The sequence below is a fragment of the Flavihumibacter profundi genome (assembly GCF_020076305.1).
Lineage (GTDB): Bacteria > Bacteroidota > Bacteroidia > Chitinophagales > Chitinophagaceae > Flavihumibacter > Flavihumibacter profundi.
Genome location: NZ_JAIQXE010000002.1, coordinates 420,601 through 445,666, shown reverse-complemented (window position 1 = coordinate 445,666; position 25,066 = coordinate 420,601). Strand labels below are relative to the sequence as shown.

The window sequence follows — 25,066 nt, the reverse complement described above, 5'->3', positions numbered from 1 at the left end:
ATGAAATACCCTAAGTTTATTGGGGTACCGGTACTTTAAATATAGGCCCACACTCTTGCCCGGTGCCAACACCTCCCCCCCTTGCTTCTGACAGTGCTTCCATGCCCCGGGTGCTCAAACTATTTTAAGCTCCTAGGCTGAAGCCATTCTTAAATTTAAAATCATTTTAAAATGGTTACTATCTCAAATTATTTTGTTCGGCAGAGCAATGAAGGAAAATCTTTTATCGCTCTGGAATTATCTGGTGATGTGGAAATGATACAATCCACAGAAACCGGAAGGTTTTATGCAACTGCCAAGCGGTGCACTATTTCTTCCACTTTTTCGGAGGAGATTGCCAAATCCTTAATTGGAAGACAAATGCCGGGACGCATAGATCGCGTCGAAGCAGAATCTTATGAATACACAGTTAAAGAAACTGGGGAAATACTTATCCTCAGCCACACCTATGTGTATGTACCAGATGAGAAACCTATGATGATGCTGGAAAAGCCTATTTCCAGAGTTACAGTATAACACAGGCAAGGCGGCTAAAACCGCCTTTTCATTTTTTAACCTTCAAATTGATCACTAATGGAATTAAAAATTGCGCAACGCAAACAAGCTAAAATGAAGCTTGGTTTGCAGGGATGCTCAGGAAGCGGGAAAACAATGGGGGCATTATTGCTCGCCTTTGGCTTATGCGGAGATTGGGGAAAGATAGCAGTAATAGATACTGAAAATCATTCAGCCTCGCTTTACGCCAATTTAGGTGGATATTCTGTCGTGAATATAGCTGCCCCTTTTACACCGGAAAAATATATGGATGCGATTCACCTATGCGAAAATGCTGGAATTGAGGTGATTATCATTGATAGCATTAGCCATGAATGGGAAGGATCAGGTGGAATCTTAGATATCCATGGGAACATGGCTGGCAATTCTTTTACCAACTGGGCCAAAATAACCCCAAGGCATAACGCCTTTGTTCAATCCATACTACAAAGCCCGGCGCACATAATCGGCACAATACGCAGCAAGCAGGAATATGTTCTAAATGAGCGTAATGGAAAGCAAGTGCCTGAAAAGGTTGGACTTAAAGGCGTAACCCGCGAAGGAATGGACTATGAAATGACCATCGTACTAGATGTAGATATAAAGCACCATGCAACAGCAACAAAGGACAGAACCGGGTTATTTATGGACAAACCAGAGTTTACCATTTCAGTAGAAACCGGGAAACTTATTGCCAACTGGTGCAACCAAGGGATTCAGGATGAATTAGATGAAGGATTCATCAAGCGGATCAATGCATGCCATAACTGGACAGATCTACTGGCTTTATACATGCTAAATCCGGATAAGCACAAGCCATATCACGAACATTTCACCCTACGAAAATCGGTAGTAAAGCCGAATTCCGTAAAAACTCATGATTTACTCAACCTAAATGTAACAGCAAATGGAAACGGAAATATTCAATAGAGAAGAACTTGCTTTAATAGATGATCGGGAAAGCTCAGACCAAGAATCCAGCAGTAGTCCATTCATTATTGCCAATACAGTTCGAAGTTCCTTATCGGAAATAAAGGCTAGCCATGTTATCCCGGTTTTTATAAAGGATAATGAGCCAGTAATTTCACATTCGGATTTCATTGAATGTACTCAGTCCATTGTTGCTGATTTGTTCGCCGGGGAAATCATTTTAAAGCCCTCTGTAAGGCTATCGCATCCAGTTAAAGGACGAATACCCGAGGCGAAACAGAAGCCCGCAAATCAGCTCTTAGAGCATGAAAAGACACTTTACTTTGAACGAATGGCATTTGCAATAGAAATCGCTTCAATTCAAGACACAATAGCTGGCAATACACTATCTCTAACCATTGGAGGTGTAAAAGCATATAACCTAGACAACTTATACCATCGCAAAGGTGCTGATGAGCATTTCAAAATTTTTGTAGGCTTCCAGAACAAGGTTTGCACCAACCTATGTGTATGGAGTGATGGTTATATCAGTGATCTAAAGGTAAAAAATGCTTCACAACTTAAAGCAAGTATTCGTTCCTTGGTTGAGAACTACAATGCACATAAACATATTTCGGCATTGCAGAAACTGGCAAATTATGAATTGACCGAACAACAGTTTGCCATCCTTATAGGTAGATGCCGGATGTACAATAATTTACCACAAAACCAGAGAAATGAAATCACCCCACTACTATTAAGTGATACTCAACTTGGTTCGGTTGTAAAAGATTATTACCGGGATAATTCCTTCTGCAAAGCAGAAAATGGGAACATCAACCTGTGGAAATTATATAACCTCCTTACAGGTAGTAATAAATCCAGCTATATAGATACATTCCTTGATCGCTCTAGTAATGCATTTCAATTTGCACATGATTTAGGAGTAGCATTGGAAAGGAAAGAAACTAATTGGTTCTTAAACTAAATCCCAATGGCCAATACACCAATTCATTATGCAATACATACTTATCCCAAAATATTGTGATGCAAATAGTATACTGGTAATAAATAATGCCGGGATACTTAGAAAACTCTACTGCCCCTTTAGGGTTAAATGCACAACAGATACGACTGATTTTAAAAAAGGTATGTGGGTTTGGGTCGAGGAGGTAGCTGCAACGCCAACTGATGAATTACTTTATTGGGTGGTTGGTAGACCCTTCCCACATACTCTCTTCGAAATTAAGCTATCCTTTTAACAGACAACAACACTTACAGGTCAGTAATACTTCTAAGTATTGCTGACCATTATTATTAAAAACAGAATCCAAATGAAAAAGAAAGAGAAACAATTAATACCAGAATACATTGTGGGCGAAGTAGAATTAGTTTATAAAGCTAATATCTCAGCTTCTGAACGACCTGAAATTAAATCTTCAAGGGATTGTTACGATCTCATCCTACGTAATTGGAATATGGAAAAGATCGAATTGCTCGAAGAATTTAAAGTAATATATCTTAATCGGGCAAATCGGGTAATTGCCATTTTCAATTTATCTTCTGGGGGTATTTCTGGAACGGTAGCTGATATCCGACTAATATTTGTTGCAGCATTGAAAGCAAATACAAGCAGTATAATTTTAGCTCACAACCATCCAAGTGGAAAACTAGTCCCAAGTAACGCAGATGAAATTCTCACAAAGAAAATAAAAGATGCGGGCTTATTATTGGATATCAAAGTGTTAGACCACTTAATAATTACATCTGGTGGTTATTATTCATTCTTTGAAGAAACCTGCATTCTTAGCTAAATATTATAAAATTAGATTGCCTAAATACAGGAATGCAAGAAAAATTCCAGAATAGCTTATGGTGGCCGAAACAATAAAAAGGAAGAAATGATTAGGGTGTTAGAAAAAGTTATCAACAAGGGTTAAAGAACGGTTTTTACAGGGGTGAAATAGCCCTATTTTGCAAGGGCTCAGAAATGAAACTTTTTTTATTACCTAAACCTTTGATAATGGGAGATTATAAAGAACCTCTAATTTATGCTGATGAAATTTTGAAGTTCATTGAAAAAGGTAATGGAAGTATCCCTTTTGTAGGGGGTTATTCAATTATGGAAGATGATAGATTTACTCCATCTCTCATAAGATTGAAAGCAGATGGTTTTTTATTTGAAGAAACAAAAAGCGGATATAAAAATTTGACGTTGACAAAGGAAGGTAGAGAAGTTTTGCAAATGGGAGGGTATAATGAATTATTGAAAAGAGATGAAGAAAGAAAAAATAATGTAAAAGTAAAACAGGAGCTGGAGCTTGAAAAGTTGAGGTATGATGTAAAGAATTCTAAGCGAATTTATAAAACTTACTGGTGGACATTTGCATTTTCTATTACCGCGCTAGTAATATCACTTATTTTACTCTATTTAAAACTTTCAGAATAGTTTTAGTTTATGAGGAAAACACATTATTGGATAACAGGTTGTTTAATAGGTTTTTTTTCCGGATGTTTTGTCGGCTATCTAATCAATTTTATATTTTGGTATCTATTAGGAAGTGTCGGCGAATTTCAAATAAGAATTGAACAACTATTTTTATTTGGCGTAATAGGTGCAGGAATTGGATTTAGATTAAGTAATAGATTCAGAAAGCAAGATTTGGAAAAAATAACTAGGATAGAATTTGAAAAAGAGGAACTGAAAAGGTTTTGGAAACTTAATTTTCAAATGGCTAAGAATTATACTGAATTATATGTGCGTTTTGGTTTTGATAAATGTATTGAATATGTAAATACCAATGCTGGTAAGATTAGGATTAGTTCAAATTGGCGAAGTTCTGATAATGGAAATAGATATGAATTAAAGACATATATAAGTATTGAAGGTGATTGGGTTAGTACACTTAATGAAAGATTGATTGTTACTCATCCAGTTTTATTGGAAAATGTTGATTCAATTATGCTAGTTCATTTACAAGTACGGATGAAAGTAATGGAAGCATTTATTAAGGAGTATGAATATGGAATAGATGATGAAGAATTTGGAGATATTGAATTTAAATAATTTATTTTATGAAATTTGATAAAGATTTAGTGATTGCAATGGATGAGATATTGCTTCATCTTAAAGATGGCAGGCAGCCTTTGCAACAAACAATTAATGTTCTATATACTCATAGAAACCCAAAGGGAGTAGCACTAAATTATTATGAAGCAGGCGTAGAGGAATTAGAAGACCAAGGATTTTTAAACGTAACAGGTGATAGAGTTCAATTTCTTGAAATTACAACTAAAGGAAAGGAGATAGTAAAGCTTGGAGGGATGGTTGAAAAATTGAAACGTGATAATATTAGACAGCTTAAGGATTTAGAAAAGGAGGAGGATGATTATTTAAAAAGAAAGTTGGATTTAAAGAATGCTCAGAGACAAGTTTGGAGTTTTAGATTATCAGTTGGAGCCATTATTATTTCATTTATTTCGTTACTGTACACACTATTTTTCAACAAGTAAGAATTTAATACTATGAAAAAAATACATGAGTCTTTGATTATATTTTTCAAATGTAACAAGTCCATACAAGCAATAAATGGATTATTGATAGAAGCTGATGAGCGTAATGTTGATACAAAAACTTTATTCTATGAAATATTACTTCAACATATAATCTTAGAAAGTCAAGTATTTCGACAGGAATTTGAGGAATATTTTTTCCAAAGGGCTGAACCTTTTTATAGAGCAAGAGTTTCAAGTGTTAAAAATTGTAGTAAACCATTATTTAGAAGAATAAATAAATGGAGCCAATTGCGAACTTTTCGAAATCAAGTTATTGCCCACCCTTGGAGGAATAGTCGAGGGGATTTTGTTTTTCCTGATGTTCATGATTATGATGTTCCAAGAAATGCTTTTGACCATGTGCTACTAGCAGATTATTATGGCTATATAATGAATATTGTTGAACAAGAGTTTAAGCTTGAATTAAAGGAAGCATTGCTAATAGTCAAGAATCGAGATAGAAAAAATAAGCCTAAAAAAGATTATAAGTATTTAGAAGAAGATACCGATAAACTTGTTTATGAGCTTAACAGTATGATGGTTAGTGAAAATAAGAGATATGAATTACATATCAAACAATATGAACTATTAAATGAAAAGGGAGGCTATTAACTCCCCCGAAAATATCATTCAAGCATTTCTTTAAAGCCTCATTTTTTATTCACTTAATTACAAATCGTCATAATGCCTGAAGTAATCAATTTGTCCAACAATGTAGAGGGCAATACAAATATTCCTGAATATGTGTCCCATTATGAGAGAATTTTATTTGCAAGAGTACAGGAAGGTTAGAATTTTCAGTATTTTCATTCCTAAACCTTTATCTAAATGCCTCTTAGCTGGAATGAAATAAAAAGTCGAGCATCAACATTTAGCAACGAATGGAAAGATGAAGTAAGCGAGGATGCCGAAGCTAAGAGTTTCTGGGATGGTTTCTTCAACATTTATGGAATTAGCAGGAGGCGAGTAGCAACCTTTGAGCAGCAGGTTAAGAAGATTGATGCCAAAACAGGCTTTATAGACCTATTGTGGAAAGGAATGATACTGGTTGAACATAAGAGCAGGGGGAAGGATCTGGACAGAGCCTATAAGCAAGCAAAGGACTATTTTCCCGGACTAACTGAAAAGGAGTTACCCCGATACATCCTTGTTAGTGATTTTGAAAGGTTCAGGTTGTATGATCTGGAGGAAAATACTAAGCAGGAATTTAAACTGGATACTCTGGTAGATCATGTTCACCTGTTTGGTTTTATAGCCGGGTATCAAAAAAGAACCTATAAAGATCAAGATCCAGTAAATATTGAGGCTGCTGAGCTGATGGGTAAACTCCATGATAAGCTGAAGGCAATTGGTTACACTGGGCATCAATTGGAGCTGTATCTGGTAAGATTGCTGTTCTGCCTATTCGCTGATGATACTAGCATATTCGAGAGGGGCATTTTTCACGACTATATCGACCTCAAAACCAATCAGGATGGCTCTGACCTAGCCATGCACATTGATGCTCTCTTTAACGTCCTAAATACCCCTGAGGCCAATAGGCTAAAAAATCTGGATGAGAGCTTGGGTGCCTTCCCTTATGTAAATGGTAAGTTATTTGAGGAAAGATTACCACTTGCCGGATTTGATAGTGAAATGAGGAAAGCATTAATTGAGTGTTGTCTTCTCGACTGGGGGCGAATATCTCCAGCGATATTTGGCTCATTATTCCAAAGTGTAATGGATGAGAAGACAAGAAGGTCGCTTGGTGCTCATTATACCAGTGAGAAAAACATCCTTAAGTTGATTAAGCCACTTTTCCTTGATGATCTATGGCAGGAATATGATCAGGTAAAGGGTAACAAAGCTAAGCTCCAGAAATTCCATGATAAAATAAGTAAGCTTAAATTTCTTGATCCGGCATGTGGATGCGGTAACTTCTTGATAATTGCATACCGGGAATTAAGGCTATTGGAGATAGATATTATAAAACAATTATTAAAGTTGGAGGGTTACCGTAATGAAGTGCTTAAGAGTGCAAGAATGGATGTTGGGTATCTGATCAAATGTGACGTGGATCAGTTTTATGGGATTGAGTATGAAGAGTTTCCTGCTCAAATTGCTACCGTTAGTATGTGGTTGATGGATCACCAAATGAACCAGCTTGTTTCCAATACATTTGGCGAGTACTATGTAAGGCTTCCTTTAAGGAAATCTGCCAGCATTAAGCACGGGAATGCCCTTAGAACTGATTGGCAGAGCTTGATAGATCCCATGCCTTGGGAAATGGGTGATAATAAATTCAATTATATTTTAGGTAACCCTCCATTTTTAGGAAAGCAATATCAGAATGCAGAGCAAAAGAAAGACATGGAATTGGTTTTTAACGGTATCTCTCCTTCTGGTGCATTGGATTATGTATCTGCATGGTACATAAGGGCAGCGCAGTACATGAAATTAACTAATGATTTTACTAAGGACCTTAAAACTGTCACAGCTTTTGTAAGTACAAATTCAATTACTCAAGGCGAGCAGGTTGCAATGCTATGGGGCACCCTATTCAATAAATTTGGTATTAAAATTCATTTTGCACATAAAACATTTAGATGGGGAAATGAGGCAAAGGGTAATGCAGCGGTGCATGTGGTAATAGTTGGATTCTCAAACTTCAATATCCTTGAGAAGAAAATATTTGAGTATGCCAATTTGATCAGCGAACCTCATGAATTCAAGGTAAAAAATATCAATCCTTATCTTGTAGAGGGCAAAGATGAATTTGTAGTGAGAAGAAAGCAGCCAATTTGCAATGTGCCAGAATTAGTTAAAGGGAACCAGCCAACTGATAATGGGAACTTTCTTTTCAATAGTGATGAGAAAGCAGAATTCCTTATAAAAGAGCCGGGTGCTGCAATCTGGTTTAAAAGATTTATTGGATCTACTGAGTTTATCAATAGCACAGAAAGATGGTGTTTGTGGTTAAAGGATATTTCTCCGGCTGAGTTAAAGAGCCTTCCTATGGTGTATGATAGGGTTCAAAAAGTTAAAGAGTATAGATTATTAAGCCCCAAAGCAGCTACAATTAAAAAAGCAAGTACACCAACTTTATTTGATGAAATTAGGCACACCGGAAGTGACTATTTGGTGATTCCTGAAGTATCGTCTGAGCGAAGAAAATACCTGCCTATCGGATATATAAATGCAAATGTAATTAGCAGCAATAAGAATTACATGCTGCCTAATGCAACTTTATATCATTTTGGCATACTTAATTCTATTATGCATAATGTTTGGCTTAAATCAGTTACTGGAAGGTTAAAAAGTGATGTGCAATATTCAAATGGAATTGTCTACAATAATTTTCCTTGGCCAGAAAGCCCTTCTGAAAAGCAAAAAGATGCAATAGAGAAAGCAGCTCAGGGGGTATTGGATGCTAGAGCCATATATCCCCAAAGTAGCTTAGCTGACCTTTATGACCCTAACACTATGCCACCAGATTTAATTAAAGCCCATCAGCAGCTTGATAAGGCCATTGATCTGGCATATAGGACCCAGCCATTCCCCAATGAAACAAAGAGGATAGAATACCTATTTGAGCTTTATGATAAATATACTTCCGGACTATATGCAAAAAATGAAATAAAAAGCCGAAAAGATATCTAACAATAATTGAACCATGAAAGATCTTCATCCAAAAAGTAACATCAAAAATAAGGTAAGAAATACCAGTCTACCCAAGACCAAGGCACTAATGCCCTTATTTGAGGTCATTAGTAATTCTATACATGCAATTGAAGATGCAAAAAAAAAGAACTATTTACAAAATGAAGGCGAAATAACCATAAATCTTCTTCGGCGCGGAAATGAAGACACGCTATCAACAATGGAGCAAATTGACAGTTATCCCATTATCTCATTTGAAATAATAGATAATGGAATAGGAATGGATGATGAAAATCTAAACTCTTTTGTAGAATCTGATACAGATCACAAATTTGAAATTGGAGGCAAGGGTGTTGGAAGATTCATTTGCATTAAAGCATTCAGCATGATGATCGTAGATAGTTGCTTTAATAACGGAAACACAAAAATGGTTAGAAAGTTTGAGTTTAAATCAACAAAAGAAGGCTATCACAATTTTGATCAATACGATGCACCAGAGTTTAGAAAAATTGGAACAAAAATTACACTATATGAATATCGCGATGAATATCAAAAGCATGTTCCTAGGCAATTGGAATCGATAGCCAGAGAAATAATAACACACTTTCAGTTATACTTTATACGAAACGCTGCACCCAACATCCGTGTAATAAATCAAAATAATATAGAAGTAAACTGCCAAACACATTTCAATACTTATTTTAAAGAAGAAATAAAATCAACAACTTTCGAAATAAACGAATATAGCTTTGAACTATATCTAACAAGATCCTCTAAAGCTCAAAGCCATAAAATATATTACTGCGCACACAACCGTGCCGTAAAGGAAGACGCTTTAGTAAATAGAATTGTTGACTTGGGGAAATATCCAGTTACTATTGAAACACAAAATATTTATTACCAAATATATATTGTCAGCCAATTATTTGATGAAACTGTTAACCAAGAACGAATTGGTTTTGATTTTCCAAATGGGGAAGATGAAGAAGATGAAGAAGACGATGTAATTACATTGTCCCAAATTCGAAAGAAAGCAATTAATTGTATTGAAGTTCTACTAGAAGACTACTTAAATGATGTCAGGGAAAAGAAAGTAACTAAATATATGCCAACCGTTCATGACGAAATGCCCCAATATCGAGCAGTCTGGCATCATAAACCAGAGGAAATAAGAAGGTTGCCGCCTAATTTAACGGTAGACAAGTTAGATATAGCTTTGTACAAAATTGAAGCGGATTGGAAAATTGAGATAAAGGAAACCCGCAGTGAGTTATTGGAGGAGTCGAAGGATATTCAAAATCTTGAAGGATACAAAGAACGATATAAAAGATTTTTAACAGAATTTAACGAGTTAGGCAAATCGGATTTAGCTAGATATGTCGTTCATCGAAAATCAGTCATTGAGTTGCTAGAAAACTTATTACAGCTTAATAATGAAAATAAATTTTCCGATGAAGATATAATTCATAGTATATTTTTTCCAATTAGAAGTAGTACAGATGAAATACCGCCTGATAAGCAAAATCTTTGGCTATTAGATGAAAGATTAACATATCACTCATTTTTGGCCTCCGATAAAAGATTTGATCAAATAAAACAATTGCAATCACAAAATCAGGACAGAGTAGATTTACTTATTTACAATGACGCATTAGCTTTTTCAGAGGAACAGCTTCATCCACATCAATCTTTCACTATTGTCGAATTTAAAAAACCGCAACGCACCGATTACCAAGATAATGATCCCAAAAAAAACCCATTGGATCAGGTTGAAAAATATATTGATGAATTACTAAATGGTAAAGTAAAAAGCAGAACAGGCAGAACTATAACAGTAACTGTAAATACCCCATTCTATGTTTACATAGTATGTGATATAACACCATCCTTAGAAAATATTTTGAAAAAGAGAGAATTTTTAAAAACTCCAGACGGCCTAGGATATTATAAATTCAAAACGGCATATTATAACGCCTACATAGAAGTCTTGCCTTTTGAAAAAGTTTTATTTGATGCCAAAAAGCGAAATAGAATTCTTTTTGAAAGACTTGGGATATAGAAATAACTATATATGTCTTGCAGTTTTTTCACTACATTTAAGACTATCATAAATAAAAATGTCTCCATTTTCAAAGTATGCAGGAACTAACGAAAGCCTCTTTAAGAAGTAATATTCTATCTTCAATTGGTGATTTTCTTTACGAGGAGCAATTTGCAACCTCGGAACATCTGAAATATGGAATTTTAGAAATAATCAATTCCATTTCAGATTACCAAGAAGAGGGTCGTACTCTTTTTCCTGAAATCATTATTACCGACAATTTGAAATATTTCGAATCTATACCAAATCGAGAGTTGACAATTAAAGTAACAAAATTAAGCAAAGATGAGTTCAGGAATGCTTTAAAACTTTGCGCCCCTTTAGCTAAAGATAGTTGGGTAATATTTATAGAAGTGAGCGGAGATAATATGAAGTATGGAATTACAAGTGCAGAAATGAGTGAAACAAGTCCAAGCCTATATAAGCAAACAGTAGGTGAGCTAGGTCTAGGAGATACCTATAAAGAAGGAAAAATCGCATATATCAAAAATATAGGGCAAAAAACAGTAGAATTAGTTGGTCTTAAAAAACGAATGATAATTTATTTGACACTAGATGAAGCACCAGATGTTTCACAAAATGAAGTAAAATCAGTTGTGTCGCAAATTACTCAACATTGCGACCCAAAGATTCAAGTCAATTTACAGGCATTTTTTGAAAAAGTAATTGATGAGGCTCTAAAAGATGGTCATGGAAATTTAATAGGTGTAGTTGATTATCAATCACATAGTATTCAAGAGTTAAAGGAATTAATAACCTCGGAAGGCGGGATTTATTTGATTGAGCCAATTGATTTTGAATTCTTAATTAAGGAGGCAGAAGATAACAAAACGAATGAAACATCAATCAACTTAAAATCTTATGCCTCTGTTGCAAAATCCATGCTTAATCATGATGGAATAACGATATTTACTACAACAGGAAAACTTATTGCTTACCATATTTTAATTGGTGAATTTATAAACGATGGTGATTCAATAAGTGGAGGAGCGCGAAGCAAAGCATTTAAATCAATGGAAAATTGCCGAAAATTTATTGCTGGTTTCTGTAAATCACAAGATGGTAATATCAAATTTTGGAAAATATAATGAAAGAAGTAAAATTATGGCAAGGCCCAAATGGTATTGATTTACCAACATCAATAAGGGATGCAAATGGAGTTATTCCCTATGCAAATGGATTAACTCCAAAGCAAAAACATCAAATAATTGCTGCATTTAATATCGAAGCATATGACATGGCAGCCGAATATGCTTGGAAAAAAGCTATGGTAAGATTAAAAGAGACAATTGCAACCTTAGGTATGAAGTTTGTTGGTGAACTAATTGGGCGCCCTGATTTTGATGAAACCACTTCAATAGAAAGTGAAATCTCAGATTACTCTGCAATTCAGTTGGCTGAACAATTAGGGGTTATTGGACCTACCGCATCGATAAAATTGCGGCATTGCAATGAAATGATAGGGCATTATTTTTCAAAAAATGCAGAAGACGAATTAGATTTTGGTACTGCCTTCAATATCGTAAGAACTAGTGTTCAATATGTGCTAGGGGAACACGATATTTCAATTGCTATTGAATTCTCTAAGTTTAGAAACAGATTGTTCTCTGAAGCATTAAAGATAGATGATCCACAAGTTGAACAACTTGTAGAATCACCATTATTCTATTTAAGGACTGTATTAACGATATTATTAACTTCCATTAAATCAGAAGTTGGGGCAAAACTTGAACATTCATTAGCGAATTTGAATACTTTAATCTCTCCAATATGGCCCAAAATTAGCGAGAATGATAAGTGGAATATTGGCAGCACCTATCGAGATGTTACTGCCGCTGGAAATACAATTGCTGCTACTGGATTGAAATCAGCTTTACTGAAAGTTTCAGGATTTGACTATGTTCCTGAAAATTTGAGATCAGTTACTTTCATTAATACTGCAAAACAAATTATTGAAGTCCACAATTCATTCAATAATTTTTATAATGAGCCTGCTGTAGTAGAAAAATTAAAGAATTTAGGGACTAGTATACCAGCACCAGCTTTGGCACATTGCATGCAGGCTTATTTAGCTGTTTATTTAGGAAATATTTATGGGGTTTCACACACAGCAGCTGTAGTTGCGGAGAAAGAACTTTCAAAAATAACCGAGGATAGATGGAGCTACTATTTTAGAAAAATAATCCAAACTGATGAAGTAATTCTATTAAAGACTAATCCCAACCAAATCGTAAGATTTCACCAATTTCTTATCAACAATAGCTTAATTAGTTTTACAGGTCTCCCAAAAAATAATCAACTATTTTACAACTCACTTCTGACAAATAACGCAAATGGTGCCAAAAAAGCAGGAAGGGCAATGTTTGATACCTTAACTAATTAGATTTGCTTAAATAAATACAAGGTTACCAAAAAGGTTACCATAATTTTTTTAATATATGTAATTCATTTTGACTGTTAATCAGAGGGTCGCTGGTTCAAGTCCAGCAGGGGGAGCACAAAATCAAGCACTTAGTACGGTAACACGGCTAGGTGCTTTTTTATTTGCACCAGGGAGTCAATTTGCCGGGAAAGTCGGAAAACACTTTATCATTTGCTTTTGACATTTTGGCATTTTTTCATTTTTTCAAAAAGTGGATTTACTGTTATTTGCGGGTGGAGGGAGTGTATTTTGCGGAATTTTCGAATGGTCTTCATGTGGTCCTTAACTGGTCCTTAAGTGGTCCTTAAATACACTCATAAAACTCCCGCAATTTGCCAGAAAAACGGCCAGGCCTTTAGCTGCCAACCTGCCATAACCGAAAGCAATAAGCACTGGCTACCAGGAGGGCATTTTTTATCGAATTTGTCGAATATACAATTACCACTGAGCAAAAAAAATTTCCCCTGGCAAACGAGTGGACGGTTATAACGGGACAGGGTGATTTGGGCAAACGCGAAGTTATTGGAGCATACTTTAACTATGGCGGAAGAACTAAAGAATAGTGTAATGATATGCCGGGCATTAATGATTCACAGAAAAGTTAGTGATGATTAGTGTTTTCACGGTTTGAACAAGAGCCATTAGCCATTATATTTGTCAACTAACGGTGGTGAGCAAACGGCATAACCGGACGTATAGCGGCGGTTAGCGTCGGGCTTGGCCAATGTGACCCAGGAGGCGAAGCTATGCGGAGGAGAATTGACTTGGGGGAACAGAACGGGAAAGGATAGACCATTTAAAGAAAAGAGGATGGTGATATGGGAGCGAGGTTGGTAGGCTTAACCGGTATGAACCATAGGGGTCGACGGTGTGTAGGCATTTATTTTCCAAAGGATGTGGGGGTTCATAGTTTGCGGCATAGTTTTGCCACTCATTTGCTTGACAAAGGGGTAGAGATCCGGTATATCAAAGACATCCTGGGGCATTTCAATATCAAGCCCACGGAGCGGTACCTGCATGTAAGTAAAAAGAAGTTAGTGAATATTGTTAGTCCGTTTGATGATCTGATGAAGGGTGGCGGTGTGGAATGGTGAGTCAATATTTTGGCCTTCAAAATCAGATTGCCCTAACGAAAATCTGAAAAGTATATAAGGGAAAGGTTGAAAATCAATCTTCAATTAAAAAATATATTCGTCTTATATCGTCAATATAAGCGTTGTGCGTCATACTTCTTGACACCTTAAACTAACAATCGGAACAGCTTAAATTTATATTAGTGACAGGACGAGGATTGCTGTATATAGTCATAGGGTGGGTCATCTTGACAATTGTTGAATATTACTTGCTTCCCTATTTTGTTGTTACACTTTTGTGGTTAGTTGTTTCGGCGACCTTACTCATAATGACAATTGTCCAACTTTTGAAACTTATCAAGGAGCGCAAAAGACCGACAAGACGCAGATGGCTTTCTCTTGCTACTTTTCTCATATTGTTCTATTTGACATTCAAGCCTTGGATTGTTCATGAAATGATTGAGAAAATAGACTGGAACTTATTTTATCATAAAAGGGTGGCAATAGTTCAGCAGGTTAAAAGCGGACAATTAAATCCCAACGTTAGCTGGAATAATTGGGTTTGTGAACTACCATATGAATTTCCAATTATTTCAAATGGTGGCAACGACATTGGCATTTCTCGAAATAAGGAGACAAATTCTGTAACCGTGACATTTTGGGTTTATAGAAATTTCTTCAGTGCTCCTTCAACTACCTTTGTATTCACGGACGACAAAGAAGACATTGCAGCATTTGACGAGAGAGTTGCCACCAAGCCAAAATATAATTGGAAACTAAAAGACGGTTGGTACAGGCTGTTCGGAGAATAGTATGAACGCACAACAAAGGCATTGGCATAAGCAGGGCGGAAGAAAGGCATTATCAGCTGAATATCATAATGAACAGAGGTACGGGCGGAGGTGGTTAAATTGAACAGTAGAATTAACAATGAACAATTAATTAAAAATCGGCAAAGGAACAGGCAGTAGAATATAAAATATCCTGCCTACGCCAATGCCCGGCCATTGGCTGCAAACGTTTGGACTCCGTGGAAGTATCAGCCGAAATATAATGCAGGCTTCCGATTGATAGACCAACGTTTTTGGGTAATTCGTCTGGAAATGATAGGCTAAAAAGTACTATTAAGTAAACAAATAATATTTTCATAACAGATAAATATTTATGAAGTTTTACGTTGCGTTATTCTTTATTTCATTTAGCGTTGCTTGCCAGTCCATTCAGGAGTTTGATAAAGCTAAATGGAATGAGGTTGGTGATTTAATGACTTTTCCAAATAGAAATTCAATGTTAAGTGATTTGACGGACAATTATAATCTTAAAACTATGAGCTATAGTCAAGTCATTAGGTTGCTTGGACAGCCACAGTATGTTCAAGAAAATGGGAGTGTGATTCAATATGATATTGATAAAAAATATGGGACTGACATAGATCCAGTTTACATTAAAACAATGACTGTATCATTTAATACTAACTTGACGGTGCAAAAAGTGGAGATAAAGGAATGGAGAAAGTGAATTGTTTTTGAACGGCTGCAGCCAACAATGGTATTTCTAATATGCGGGCGGGACAGATCCGCAAGTTCTAAGATCAAAACGCCTTTTAACTTCATACGGGTTGGACGATCGTGCGGGGCCGCACATCAGAAATACCTGCCCGTTGTGTGCAACTTTAATCGACAATTATTAAATGAGTACTGACGACTGGTATAGAAATACAACATGGACAAGGGAGATCGAGACAGACTTTGAAACTCGGCTCAAACGTTCAAGGGGAGCTTATAATAAAGCCCAATATTTAAGAATTCAAGCAAGTTGTCTTCTCGGCAGTCGGGACAAAAACATACAATCCATCGGGCTTCATTTAATGGAACGACTCATAAATGATTTTTCGACAGAAGATTTCAGTACTGTGTTTGGGCATGAACAACTTGGTGACTATTATTTTGAAAATAAAGACTTTGAAAAAGCCGAAACACATTTTCGTGTAGTAACCAATCATTACAAACTCAGACAATCAAGAAGTGGGACAAGTGGAATGGCAGAATTGAAACTCGCTGATACCATATTGTCTAGCAATAACTCAGGCAAATTTGAAGAAGCATATAGGCTTTGTAAAAACTATCCAATAAATGGACTCACATTTAACAGTGACAAGTTTTATTATGCTATTCTTTTAGCAAGATTGTGTAATCAGATGAGCAAAAAAGATGAAGCAAAAGAATATGCGAAGGCGGCAATTGAAATTTCTAAAATTACAGAGCCGCAATTCGGTAGACATAAAACGGCTGGACTGGTCAACACAACAGACAAACAACTCCAAACACTTGAACAAATTGTAAACGGATAATATGCTGCACACAACAATTGCATTAGCTAAAGCACGGCGGACGCAATACGCATCGGCTATTATTTTACTGATCAGCGGTTGTTTCGGCGACATTGGTGCTGCTGAAAATTTGAATTAATCAATCATCAACTTAACTATGATCAGCTTTGGTACTAGGCAGCATAGAAAAAATGCCGTGCCTTCGCCAATGCATGGTCGTTAGCGGCAACCTTAATGCGACACTTCCTAATAGTCATATTGACCTGCATACTCATCTCTTCTTGTAAGAATAGAAAAGCTATGAGGTATCATCCTGCTGTTATAAATGAGTTTGACACATGCAGATCAAAAGAGTGTTTAGAAAGAGCTATTAAAGCCAATCCCAAAAATGTAGGTGCATATTGGACCTTGGGGACTGTTTACATAGCAGAAAGAAATTATGAAAAAGCTTTAGAGATTTTGACTATTGCTATTCATCTCGATTCTGCTTATAATCTTGGCTTCCCATATCGTGACAGAGCTAATTGCAAAAGCAACTTATGTAACGACATGGGAGCTGTGAACGATATGAATGAGGCTATCAAATTAAATCCAGACGAAAGATACTTTTACGTTGACAGAGCTAATTACTTATACAATCTCAACAAGTTTGAATTAGCACTTAACGACTACTCAAAAGCCCTTTCAATTTTTGACAAACACACACCAGCTAGACTTGGGAGAGCCAAAATATTTGTTGTCCTTAAGGAATTCAAAAAAGCTTGGGACGACTACAATATGCTGACAGACATATCTGAATATTCAGCTTATGATTATTACTACAGAGGAATTGCAAATTTTCAAATGAAAGACGAAATTAATGCTTGCAAAGACTGGGCAGAAATTGCAGATGTGATTCCTGAAGCAAAAGACTCATTATACAAACATTGCAAAAACAAGCAAGGCAGCCGCTAACATCGGGTTTGGCAAAATGGAGGCGGACGGAAGCTGTGTTTAAGCAGTAGTATTTCAGTTGTGCTTGATATCGGGCTGGACATTATTAATATAGCTAAATGCAGATCATCAACATTAATTTTTAAATTGGGCTTCGGTTTGCCAGGCGGACAGAGGAACACTCCCCCACTTCGCCAAGCCCATGCCGTTAGCTGCAATACTATTGCGACATGCATCAATTCTTCATTTGTAATCAAGACGAAGTTGAAACCAAACTTAAGACCCTCACTCAAACAGGTACTTCTACCGACGGTTGGACAAATTACTATATTGACAAAAATTCATATGAAGAATGGCATTTGACGAGGTATGACTCCGAATATCATGGCGGTGGTATTCCAGTACTCAAACGACTTCCTGAACCGACAATTGAAGAACTCATAAACATTGCAATAACTTCGACTGACACAAACGACATTATCGGAGCATCACTTGAACTTTCGGAAAGAGAAAAGTATAAGAAAGAAGATTTCCGAGACAGGCTAATTAAACGGTTACTACAAGTTGACACTTCTAACTTGACTGAAATTGAAAAAGAACGTTTGAAAATAATCATCTACGAAAGCGACTTATATGACGCAACAAATCGCAGAGATATAGTTGGAAAGCACTTTAGTGAAATTGAAAGTGACGCAGATTACTATAGGACGGCGGCTCAAAAGGCTAGGACCATACTTGAAAACATTGCCACATAAAAAAATGATACTATGACGCCGCCCGATTATTTAAACTTAACACCCGAAGAATTTGAGCTAACGGTTTTTGAATTCCTAAAAGATGTTGGTTCAAAATTGGACAAATTCGAAATAGTTCATAATTCAATTGAAACCTCACACGACGGGGCATATCAAATAGATATAAAGGCAAATTTTGAAGCTTTAGGCAGTAATATTAAAGTTCTAATAGAATGCAAGAAACACAATTCACCAATAAAGAGAGAAGTTGTACAAATCTTGAGAGATAAGTTGCAATCGTTGGGAGCACAGAAAGGAATTATTTTTTCAACCGCAAAATTTCAATCTGGTTCTATTGAATATGCTGAGCAACATGGAATCGCATTAATAAGGATTATTGAAGGTAAGTATACTTATGAGACAAAATCACTTGACAAGTCAAATGTTAATTATCCAGTCGACCTTCCTAAATATGTTGGTGAATACATTTATAATGTAACAGAAAACGGTTATACCCAATATAACTTGTCACCAGGTTGGACTGATGGATTGCTTGAGTTCTTACAAAAATGAAGAAGTAAAGCAGCTAACAATTGCATTGGTATAAGCACGGCGGACGCAATACGATTCATCGATATTTTCACTGATCAGCAGTAGTTTCTGCGATAGTGGTGCTACTTAAAATAAGAACTATACAATCAACTATTTATAAAGGATCAGCTTTGGTGCTAGGCAGCAGCGAATAAATGCCCTGCCTACACCAATGCATGATCGTTGGCTGCAAGGCTAAAAGAACATCTCAATTCGAAAGAACAATAGTGGACACTATAAATATTATCATTATGATTTTCCCCGCACCTTCATATTTGACAGGACTTGTAACAGAAGTAAGTGAAGCAACACTTTTGGAAATTCATAAGCAATATGGCAAATATACAACAGCTTTTAAATTCAATACCAGTTTCACAAGTTTGATTCAGACTTGGATTAAGGAATATGACGAATATGGAGGGACTATTTGGGGCGTTGACAAATCGAATAATCAGACGATAATATTCGACCAGTTCAAGAATGGTTACAATGGCGTTATGGAAATAAACGAAGAAGAAGATTTAAGCTCTAAAAAAGGTATTGACTTAATTAGTGGAACAGAAATAATAATTGCATTTCAGTATAGCGGCGGCGAGGCAGAGTATTTAGAAGACGGTACTTCAAAGTATGAACAAGACTATTTTAGTTGGGTTATTGTTTATAAATACGCTGATAATAAATTCGAAGAACTTTTAAGTTACGAGTGCGCATAAACAACTCGACAAGCCCAGCAGCCAACAGGGGTATTGCTGCAAGTGGGGCGGACGGAACAACAATCGGCAGTTTTGCAATTCCAAACTTCAGTTCGGGCTTGACAAGAAACGCCCAACTTTAGTACTTAACTTCATCAAAATAATTTCAATCGGCATCGGTTATGGGCAGACGGAATTCTATTTCCCCACCTGCAAAGCAATACCTGACCGTTGGGCGCAAGTCAAACCCATAAAAAGCGAGCAAAACTATTATGAAATCAATTTTAATCATACGCATATTTTTCTGTTTTACTTTAATTTCTTGCGATTGGGCAAAGGATAAGGCGAAGGATACTTTGCATAAGGGAGGCGAAATTGTTGGTAAAGTTGGATCTGAAGTTGTAGATGGTGTTAAGTCTGGTGTAGAAGAGTCGTTTTCCAGTTTAATTGAAGTTTCTCCAGAAGTGGAGCGAAAAGGAATAAAAATTGGACGAGTAAAAGTTGTCGGCACTGATAGTACAACCGACAATATAGTTTCCGCCTATTTGATATTTGATAAAGGTTTTAATGGTAAGCTGACTGCAAAGGCATTTGATAAGAACGGGCTAGAGTTTGGAAGGGCATCGGCGGACATTGTTGCAGACTCAGGACAAACAAAATACCTGGACTTTGTATTTGACAGGCGGACAAACATTGACAGAAACGATCGGGTAAGATTAGAGTAATTAAATTTCCTGACCTGCGCCCAACAGAGCAGTTTCGCGCTAGCGGGGCGATAGAAAGGAATAGGGTTCAATTGAATATAACCAGGCATCAGTTTCTGCTGATCAATTAAATGGATCATTTGTAATTAATTTCAACAACAAATCATTAATCAGCGGTAGTTCCGGACAGGGAGAATAATAATTCCCCACCAGCGCCAACCTGCCGCCGTTGTGCGTCACTTTATGGAACACCCTAAAATTTGCATCTCCCTTACAAAACTTACTATGACAATATTAAACTCAAGGACAATGCTAAAAATGACAATGCTTTTAAGCTTGACATTTATATTTTCAACTGTTTTTTCGCAAACCAAAAATGACTATGAAATAATTGCAGAAGGAGGTTCTAAAATAAAAGTTAGACCAGACTTAGCTATTTTCACATTGACAGTTGAAAAAAGGGATACTGTTGAGAAAAATGCAATCAAATTGCTTAACCTCGAAATTGATGAATTAGTAAAAAGTCTTTACAAAATTGGCTTTACTAACAAGATAATAAAAATTTCCGACTACGACATTTCAAGCTCACAAAATGACGATGAGAAAAAAAGATATACAGCTTCTAATGTTTTAAAACTTGAATTCGGGCTTGAAACAAAACTTATTGATGCTTTATACAAAGAAATCCAAGAGGCAGGACTTAAAGATTTGGATATTTCATTTGACACTAAAGTTTCGGACAGTCTTGAAAAAATTACAAGACTAAAACTTGTGCAAGAAGCAATCGTAGATGCAAAAACTAACGCTGTAAATATTGCTAAAGCGTTGGACATAAAATTCATTAGAGTCAAGCAAGTGTTGAAATATAAAGACGGAATTTTAGGACCGCCGCAAGATATCCATCAAGTTAAATTTACACCGCCAAAAATTGTTGGAGACACACAAATTAGCTATAACACTCCGTTTGACAAATTTGAAGTTGAAGATGTCGAGTTGGAAGAAAAGATTACAATTGTTTACGAAATATCAAAATAAAAGATAGAGAAAAGCAAACGCACAACAAAAGTATTGCTGCAATTGGGGCTGGACGGAAGAACAATTAGCATCAGTGCATATCCAAAGTTTGGTTTCGGCGGACTGAATTCTGTTGGGCATTTGTAGGTTAACATCAACCTTTGTTTATTAATTTAGCTTCAATTCCGGGCAGACAGTTGGTCAATTCCCCCAACTGCAGCAATACTAGAACGTTGTGCGTTACTTTATGAGACCCAACCTGACAATAGTGTTCCTAATATTTATAACAATTTCAAGTCTCAAACCTTGGACAAATCCAATATATATAACAGGACATTTGAAAAGCAATCATATAGACACTGCTATTCACCTGGAGAAACTTTATTTAGTTGTAAAAGGAGACAAAAAAGTGTTGGCAAAGACAAAAATCTTGAAGAGTGGGAAATTTGAAATGTCATTCACACCAAGGACGGAGGTTTCATTTGACTTTTATTGTGTTGGTATTGGAGTAGATACTATAATGATAGCATCTGTAACATCATTTGTTAGTGACACACCTGATGTTACATTTTATTTACCAGCCCGGACGAAAAAGAATACAGCTGGCCAAGTAGTATGCTTAAAATGTAATAAAAGTGACAAAATATATTCAATAAGTTATAGCGATCACCAACCAATAACAAAGAATTATTTAAACTCGGCAGGAGCTATAATGCAATCAATAGCTGTAAATAAAGACTTTACTGACGATCGGAATTATTATAAGCTTGCCACTAAGTATTGTGATCGGGACAAAGTTGAGTTTTAAGCTTTAACTGGACTAAAGCAACGCACATCAGAGGCATTGGTTGTAAGTTTAGACAGACCCCAATAATCATAAAACAACAATATGGCAAAAGCTATTACATTTTTACTTGCGACACTTTTAGCATTTAATTCTTTTGGACAAAATTTTGAAGGAAAAATAGTTTACAAAAACTCTTACAAAAGTAAAATGCCAAATGTGACAGACGAACAATTCACTACAATGATGGGTTCGACACAAGATTATTTTATAAAAAATGGCGACTATAAATCAGTTGCAAATGGTTCATTATTTCAGTGGCAACTATATGTAAATAAAGACAACAAGCTTTATACTAAATTGGCAAACTCTGAAACTTTGCTTTGGAACGACGGTGCAACAAATCCAGACGAAATTCTAAAAGCAGAAGTTAATAAAGACGTTACAGAAGTTTTGGGCTTTAAGTGTGACGAACTTGTTTTAACTTGTAAAAGTGGGACACAAAAATACTACTTCAACACAAAGCTTGCGGTAGACACAAAATTATTTGTCAATCACAAGTTTGGAAATTGGTATGACTTTCTTTCAAAGTCAAATTCACTATCGCTAAAATCGATCGTGGACAATGGACAATTTACTTTGGAGAGCGTAGCAACAGAAGTAAAGGAAATGAAACTTGATAAGACAATTTTTGATTTGCCAGCAGACGCAAAGACAATGAAGAGCCCTTATTGACAGGAAGAAAACCTACAGCCAACAAGCCAGTTTAGCATAATGGCGGCGGACGTCAATGCCAATGGTCGGAGGTAACACTGTTCAACATCAGCCTCAGCGTGAATTGTTACTAGCAACTGGACATAATCACAATGAGCATTTGAATCAATAATCAGCGGCTGGTTCGGCGGACGGAATGCTACTACCGCCACTACGCAAAGCTGCGAACGTTGTACGCCATATAAACCCCAATAATAATCACCCTAATATGAGAACAAAAGTTATACTACTATTTTTATTGATTAATCATATTTGCTTTGGCCAGAAAGAGACAAGTCAAAAAATTGATTCTAGTAACTATTACAAATTTCTAGAAGATAGAGGAAGTACTGACTGGCTTAGAGAAAGTGATGCAGTACCAATAATTATTGATGAAGTTATAAAAGCTGGCTATTCATACGCTTTTATTAATATTGGAGAACTTATAGACAATGGATCTGAGGGTAAATTTGTTATTACAGTTTCATATGATCGGGAGAAGAAGTTTGGGTTTATATATGAAAGTGGACATGGTATCCCAATTAGAGAGAGCGATCGAAGAGCTTTTTATCGGTATTCTAACAAAAATATTAATCAGGTCACCAAGAGCCTGGACGGAAAGGTTGAATATTCAACAATAACTAAGTATCCATTGAATACTTTCTTTTTGTATGAGTCATGCTATTGGTATCAATTCAATAGCGACGGTGACCTATTTCCCGTTTCTAAGAAAGTTGCGGAGTTTATCCTACGTCAGGACATTCGATACTGTTTAAAACGAGTTAAGTAACTATTTGCCCTATACGGCGTAAAACAGAGAAGTTTGGCGCTATTGGAGCGGATGGATAAATATTCAGTGATTGAATATATACAAGCATTGGTTTCAACATATTCATTTAATTGATCTTCGGTAAATTAATATCAACTAATAATCATTAATCAGCAGCAGTTGCAATCGTATGGAATTCAAATTCCCCACCAGCGCCAAGCTGTCGCCGTTGATTGCCATAGAGTGACAGACCTCAATTCGAAAAGACATTTATGTTTTACAATTCCACAATCAAATAATATCCGACATTGAATGACAAATTTTAAACGACTAACCATTTGGACAATTGTACTTAGCTTCCTTATAATTATTGGAGCTGGACACGGAATTGCTTGCGTTGGACTTTTAGAAATTGTTGGCTTATTTCACAAGTTCAATATTGGGACAGAAGACTTTTCATTTTCTATCACAGCATCGTATGACAAATCACTTTCGGTTGTAGCACTTTTTGCTTTAGTCGGACATATACTTCTTATCATATCAATTCTGACAAAAAATAATAAACAACTCTTATGGATACAAATCATTGGACTTCTATTTTTATGGACAAGCTTTTATTATTTGACACATAACATTTTTAATGACGAGTTATCTCAAATTGGTTTTTTTACTGGACTTCCCTTTTTTATTGCTTCTTTAATTTTAGCTTTTAAGGTTGTCCATCAAAAATATCAATCAGCTTTCGGTTGACAGAAATCTACGGCAACCAACATTGGGTTTTGTGCAAGGGTGGCTTGACAAACAAACATCAGCCAAGTGCAAAGCCAGGCAGTGGTTCTGGCAGGACAAACAACTTTGAACTTTGGGCCGTAACTTCAACTTCATATTTCAATCAGCAGCGGCTGTGGGCGGACGGAATACTAATACCACACCTGCACAAAGCCCTGCTCGTTGGGCGCTATTAAGAATCCCTGATTGCCGAAGCTCTTATAATTAAAATAGACTCAAGTTGATACCTTTCTTTTCGATAAGTAAACAGTATAATACAAAACTGGACATTAATCAAACCAGACAATTACTATTGGAAATAATAAATGCAAAGTATAATTCAATCAAGTATAGCATTTACGGGTTTTATTCAAAACAGAATGATGAATATATCTTTTATGCAAAGCATGGTAATTGGAGACCTTATTTTGGCAACGGTATGGGCGCAAAAATTGTAGTCACATATTTTTCAATATCTGGACAAACAAAAATATCAGTTAAGGTTACAACAAATCCGGCTTTTTGGCTCATGTTATTAGTATTTATAGTTCTATTATTAATTTCATTTACCCGGACAGGTAATGTAATAGTATATTCCGGAATCTGCTTTATGTGTATATTAGGAATTATTGCTTTAGATAGACTTAATAAGAAAGTGTTGCTTTCTTTACTTGAGCGATACATTTAATTGGTTAACAGCGCCCAACAATTGCATTGGTATAAGCACGGCGGACGCAATACGCTTGAGCGATATATTCACTA

At 36.0% G+C, this 25,066-nt stretch carries 28 protein-coding genes; 27 read left to right on the top strand and 1 reads right to left on the bottom strand.

The features are described 5' to 3' along the window. The first annotated feature begins 171 nt into the window (after window positions 1–171). From LAQ65_RS11665 to LAQ65_RS11535, 27 genes are all read left to right on the top strand, one after another. Window positions 172–516: a hypothetical protein gene (locus tag LAQ65_RS11665; RefSeq protein ID WP_224117145.1), complete on the top strand. Its 345-nt coding sequence runs from the start codon at window positions 172–174 to the stop codon at window positions 514–516. A 57-nt stretch (window positions 517–573) separates the two neighbouring features. Continuing rightward, complete coding sequence (locus LAQ65_RS11660; RefSeq protein WP_224117144.1) at window positions 574–1,464, top strand: AAA family ATPase; 891 nt, start codon at window positions 574–576, stop codon at window positions 1,462–1,464. Continuing rightward, a complete protein-coding gene (locus LAQ65_RS11655) occupies window positions 1,442–2,431 on the top strand; it encodes a DUF3871 family protein (RefSeq protein ID WP_224117143.1) in 990 nt (329 codons plus the stop codon). Before LAQ65_RS11660 ends, LAQ65_RS11655 begins: the two co-directional genes overlap by 23 nt. A gap of 28 nt (window positions 2,432–2,459) precedes the next feature. Further along, window positions 2,460–2,705, top strand: a complete 246-nt coding sequence (locus LAQ65_RS11650) for a hypothetical protein (RefSeq protein ID WP_224117142.1) — start codon at window positions 2,460–2,462, stop codon at window positions 2,703–2,705. Between the two features lie 72 nt (window positions 2,706–2,777). Beyond that, window positions 2,778–3,257 (top strand): JAB domain-containing protein, encoded by a 480-nt coding sequence (locus LAQ65_RS11645; RefSeq protein ID WP_224117141.1) that lies wholly within the window; start codon window positions 2,778–2,780, stop codon window positions 3,255–3,257. Window positions 3,258–3,466: 209 nt separating this feature from the next. Beyond that, window positions 3,467–3,892 carry a hypothetical protein gene (locus LAQ65_RS11640; RefSeq protein ID WP_224117140.1) on the top strand — a complete coding sequence of 142 codons (426 nt, stop codon included), beginning with the start codon at window positions 3,467–3,469 and terminating at the stop codon, window positions 3,890–3,892. A 9-nt stretch (window positions 3,893–3,901) separates the two neighbouring features. Continuing rightward, window positions 3,902–4,510: a hypothetical protein gene (locus LAQ65_RS11635; RefSeq protein ID WP_224117139.1), complete on the top strand. Its 609-nt coding sequence runs from the start codon at window positions 3,902–3,904 to the stop codon at window positions 4,508–4,510. 8 nt (window positions 4,511–4,518) lie between these two features. Further along, the gene (locus LAQ65_RS11630; protein ID WP_224117138.1) at window positions 4,519–4,956 is read left to right on the top strand and encodes a hypothetical protein; all 438 of its coding nucleotides are present in this window, start codon (window positions 4,519–4,521) and stop codon (window positions 4,954–4,956) included. Window positions 4,957–4,968: 12 nt separating this feature from the next. Then, window positions 4,969–5,610 carry a hypothetical protein gene (locus LAQ65_RS11625; protein WP_224117137.1) on the top strand — a complete coding sequence of 214 codons (642 nt, stop codon included), beginning with the start codon at window positions 4,969–4,971 and terminating at the stop codon, window positions 5,608–5,610. Between the two features lie 216 nt (window positions 5,611–5,826). After that, window positions 5,827–8,637, top strand: coding sequence for a class I SAM-dependent DNA methyltransferase (locus LAQ65_RS11620; RefSeq protein ID WP_224117136.1), 2,811 nt, complete (start codon window positions 5,827–5,829; stop codon window positions 8,635–8,637). Window positions 8,638–8,650: 13 nt separating this feature from the next. After that, window positions 8,651–10,696, top strand: a complete 2,046-nt coding sequence (locus LAQ65_RS11615) for an ATP-binding protein (protein ID WP_224117135.1) — start codon at window positions 8,651–8,653, stop codon at window positions 10,694–10,696. Between the two features lie 77 nt (window positions 10,697–10,773). After that, complete coding sequence (locus LAQ65_RS11610) at window positions 10,774–11,826, top strand: hypothetical protein (RefSeq protein ID WP_224117134.1); 1,053 nt, start codon at window positions 10,774–10,776, stop codon at window positions 11,824–11,826. Continuing rightward, a complete protein-coding gene (locus LAQ65_RS11605; protein ID WP_224117133.1) occupies window positions 11,826–13,121 on the top strand; it encodes a hypothetical protein in 1,296 nt (431 codons plus the stop codon). Before LAQ65_RS11610 ends, LAQ65_RS11605 begins: the two co-directional genes overlap by 1 nt. A gap of 857 nt (window positions 13,122–13,978) precedes the next feature. Next, entirely contained in the window at window positions 13,979–14,254 is a 276-nt protein-coding gene (locus LAQ65_RS11600) for a tyrosine-type recombinase/integrase (RefSeq protein ID WP_224117132.1), read from the top strand. Between the two features lie 326 nt (window positions 14,255–14,580). Beyond that, window positions 14,581–15,045, top strand: a complete 465-nt coding sequence (locus LAQ65_RS11595) for a hypothetical protein (protein WP_224117131.1) — start codon at window positions 14,581–14,583, stop codon at window positions 15,043–15,045. A 352-nt stretch (window positions 15,046–15,397) separates the two neighbouring features. Beyond that, on the top strand, window positions 15,398–15,751 hold the full coding sequence (locus LAQ65_RS11590; protein ID WP_224117130.1) for a hypothetical protein: 354 nt from the start codon (window positions 15,398–15,400) through the stop codon (window positions 15,749–15,751). 172 nt (window positions 15,752–15,923) lie between these two features. Continuing rightward, the gene (locus tag LAQ65_RS11585) at window positions 15,924–16,583 is read left to right on the top strand and encodes a hypothetical protein (RefSeq protein WP_224117129.1); all 660 of its coding nucleotides are present in this window, start codon (window positions 15,924–15,926) and stop codon (window positions 16,581–16,583) included. Between the two features lie 279 nt (window positions 16,584–16,862). Beyond that, entirely contained in the window at window positions 16,863–17,516 is a 654-nt protein-coding gene (locus LAQ65_RS11580) for a tetratricopeptide repeat protein (protein WP_224117128.1), read from the top strand. A gap of 209 nt (window positions 17,517–17,725) precedes the next feature. Then, entirely contained in the window at window positions 17,726–18,250 is a 525-nt protein-coding gene (locus tag LAQ65_RS11575) for a hypothetical protein (RefSeq protein ID WP_224117127.1), read from the top strand. Between the two features lie 12 nt (window positions 18,251–18,262). Further along, a complete protein-coding gene (locus tag LAQ65_RS11570) occupies window positions 18,263–18,802 on the top strand; it encodes a restriction endonuclease (protein WP_224117126.1) in 540 nt (179 codons plus the stop codon). 269 nt (window positions 18,803–19,071) lie between these two features. After that, window positions 19,072–19,533 carry a hypothetical protein gene (locus LAQ65_RS11565; protein ID WP_224117125.1) on the top strand — a complete coding sequence of 154 codons (462 nt, stop codon included), beginning with the start codon at window positions 19,072–19,074 and terminating at the stop codon, window positions 19,531–19,533. A 251-nt stretch (window positions 19,534–19,784) separates the two neighbouring features. Next, entirely contained in the window at window positions 19,785–20,237 is a 453-nt protein-coding gene (locus LAQ65_RS11560; protein ID WP_224117124.1) for a hypothetical protein, read from the top strand. A gap of 288 nt (window positions 20,238–20,525) precedes the next feature. Next, on the top strand, window positions 20,526–21,251 hold the full coding sequence (locus LAQ65_RS11555; protein WP_224117123.1) for an SIMPL domain-containing protein: 726 nt from the start codon (window positions 20,526–20,528) through the stop codon (window positions 21,249–21,251). A 226-nt stretch (window positions 21,252–21,477) separates the two neighbouring features. Next, complete coding sequence (locus LAQ65_RS11550) at window positions 21,478–22,038, top strand: hypothetical protein (RefSeq protein ID WP_224117122.1); 561 nt, start codon at window positions 21,478–21,480, stop codon at window positions 22,036–22,038. An 81-nt stretch (window positions 22,039–22,119) separates the two neighbouring features. After that, entirely contained in the window at window positions 22,120–22,749 is a 630-nt protein-coding gene (locus tag LAQ65_RS11545) for a hypothetical protein (RefSeq protein ID WP_224117121.1), read from the top strand. Between the two features lie 247 nt (window positions 22,750–22,996). Next, window positions 22,997–23,557 (top strand): hypothetical protein, encoded by a 561-nt coding sequence (locus LAQ65_RS11540; RefSeq protein WP_224117120.1) that lies wholly within the window; start codon window positions 22,997–22,999, stop codon window positions 23,555–23,557. Window positions 23,558–23,848: 291 nt separating this feature from the next. Beyond that, complete coding sequence (locus tag LAQ65_RS11535) at window positions 23,849–24,286, top strand: hypothetical protein (protein ID WP_224117119.1); 438 nt, start codon at window positions 23,849–23,851, stop codon at window positions 24,284–24,286. Between the two features lie 441 nt (window positions 24,287–24,727). Here LAQ65_RS11535 and LAQ65_RS11530 read toward each other — a convergent pair whose 3' ends face one another. Next, on the bottom strand, window positions 24,728–24,988 hold the full coding sequence (locus LAQ65_RS11530) for a hypothetical protein (protein ID WP_224117118.1): 261 nt from the start codon (window positions 24,986–24,988) through the stop codon (window positions 24,728–24,730). Between the last annotated feature and the right edge of the window lie 78 nt (window positions 24,989–25,066).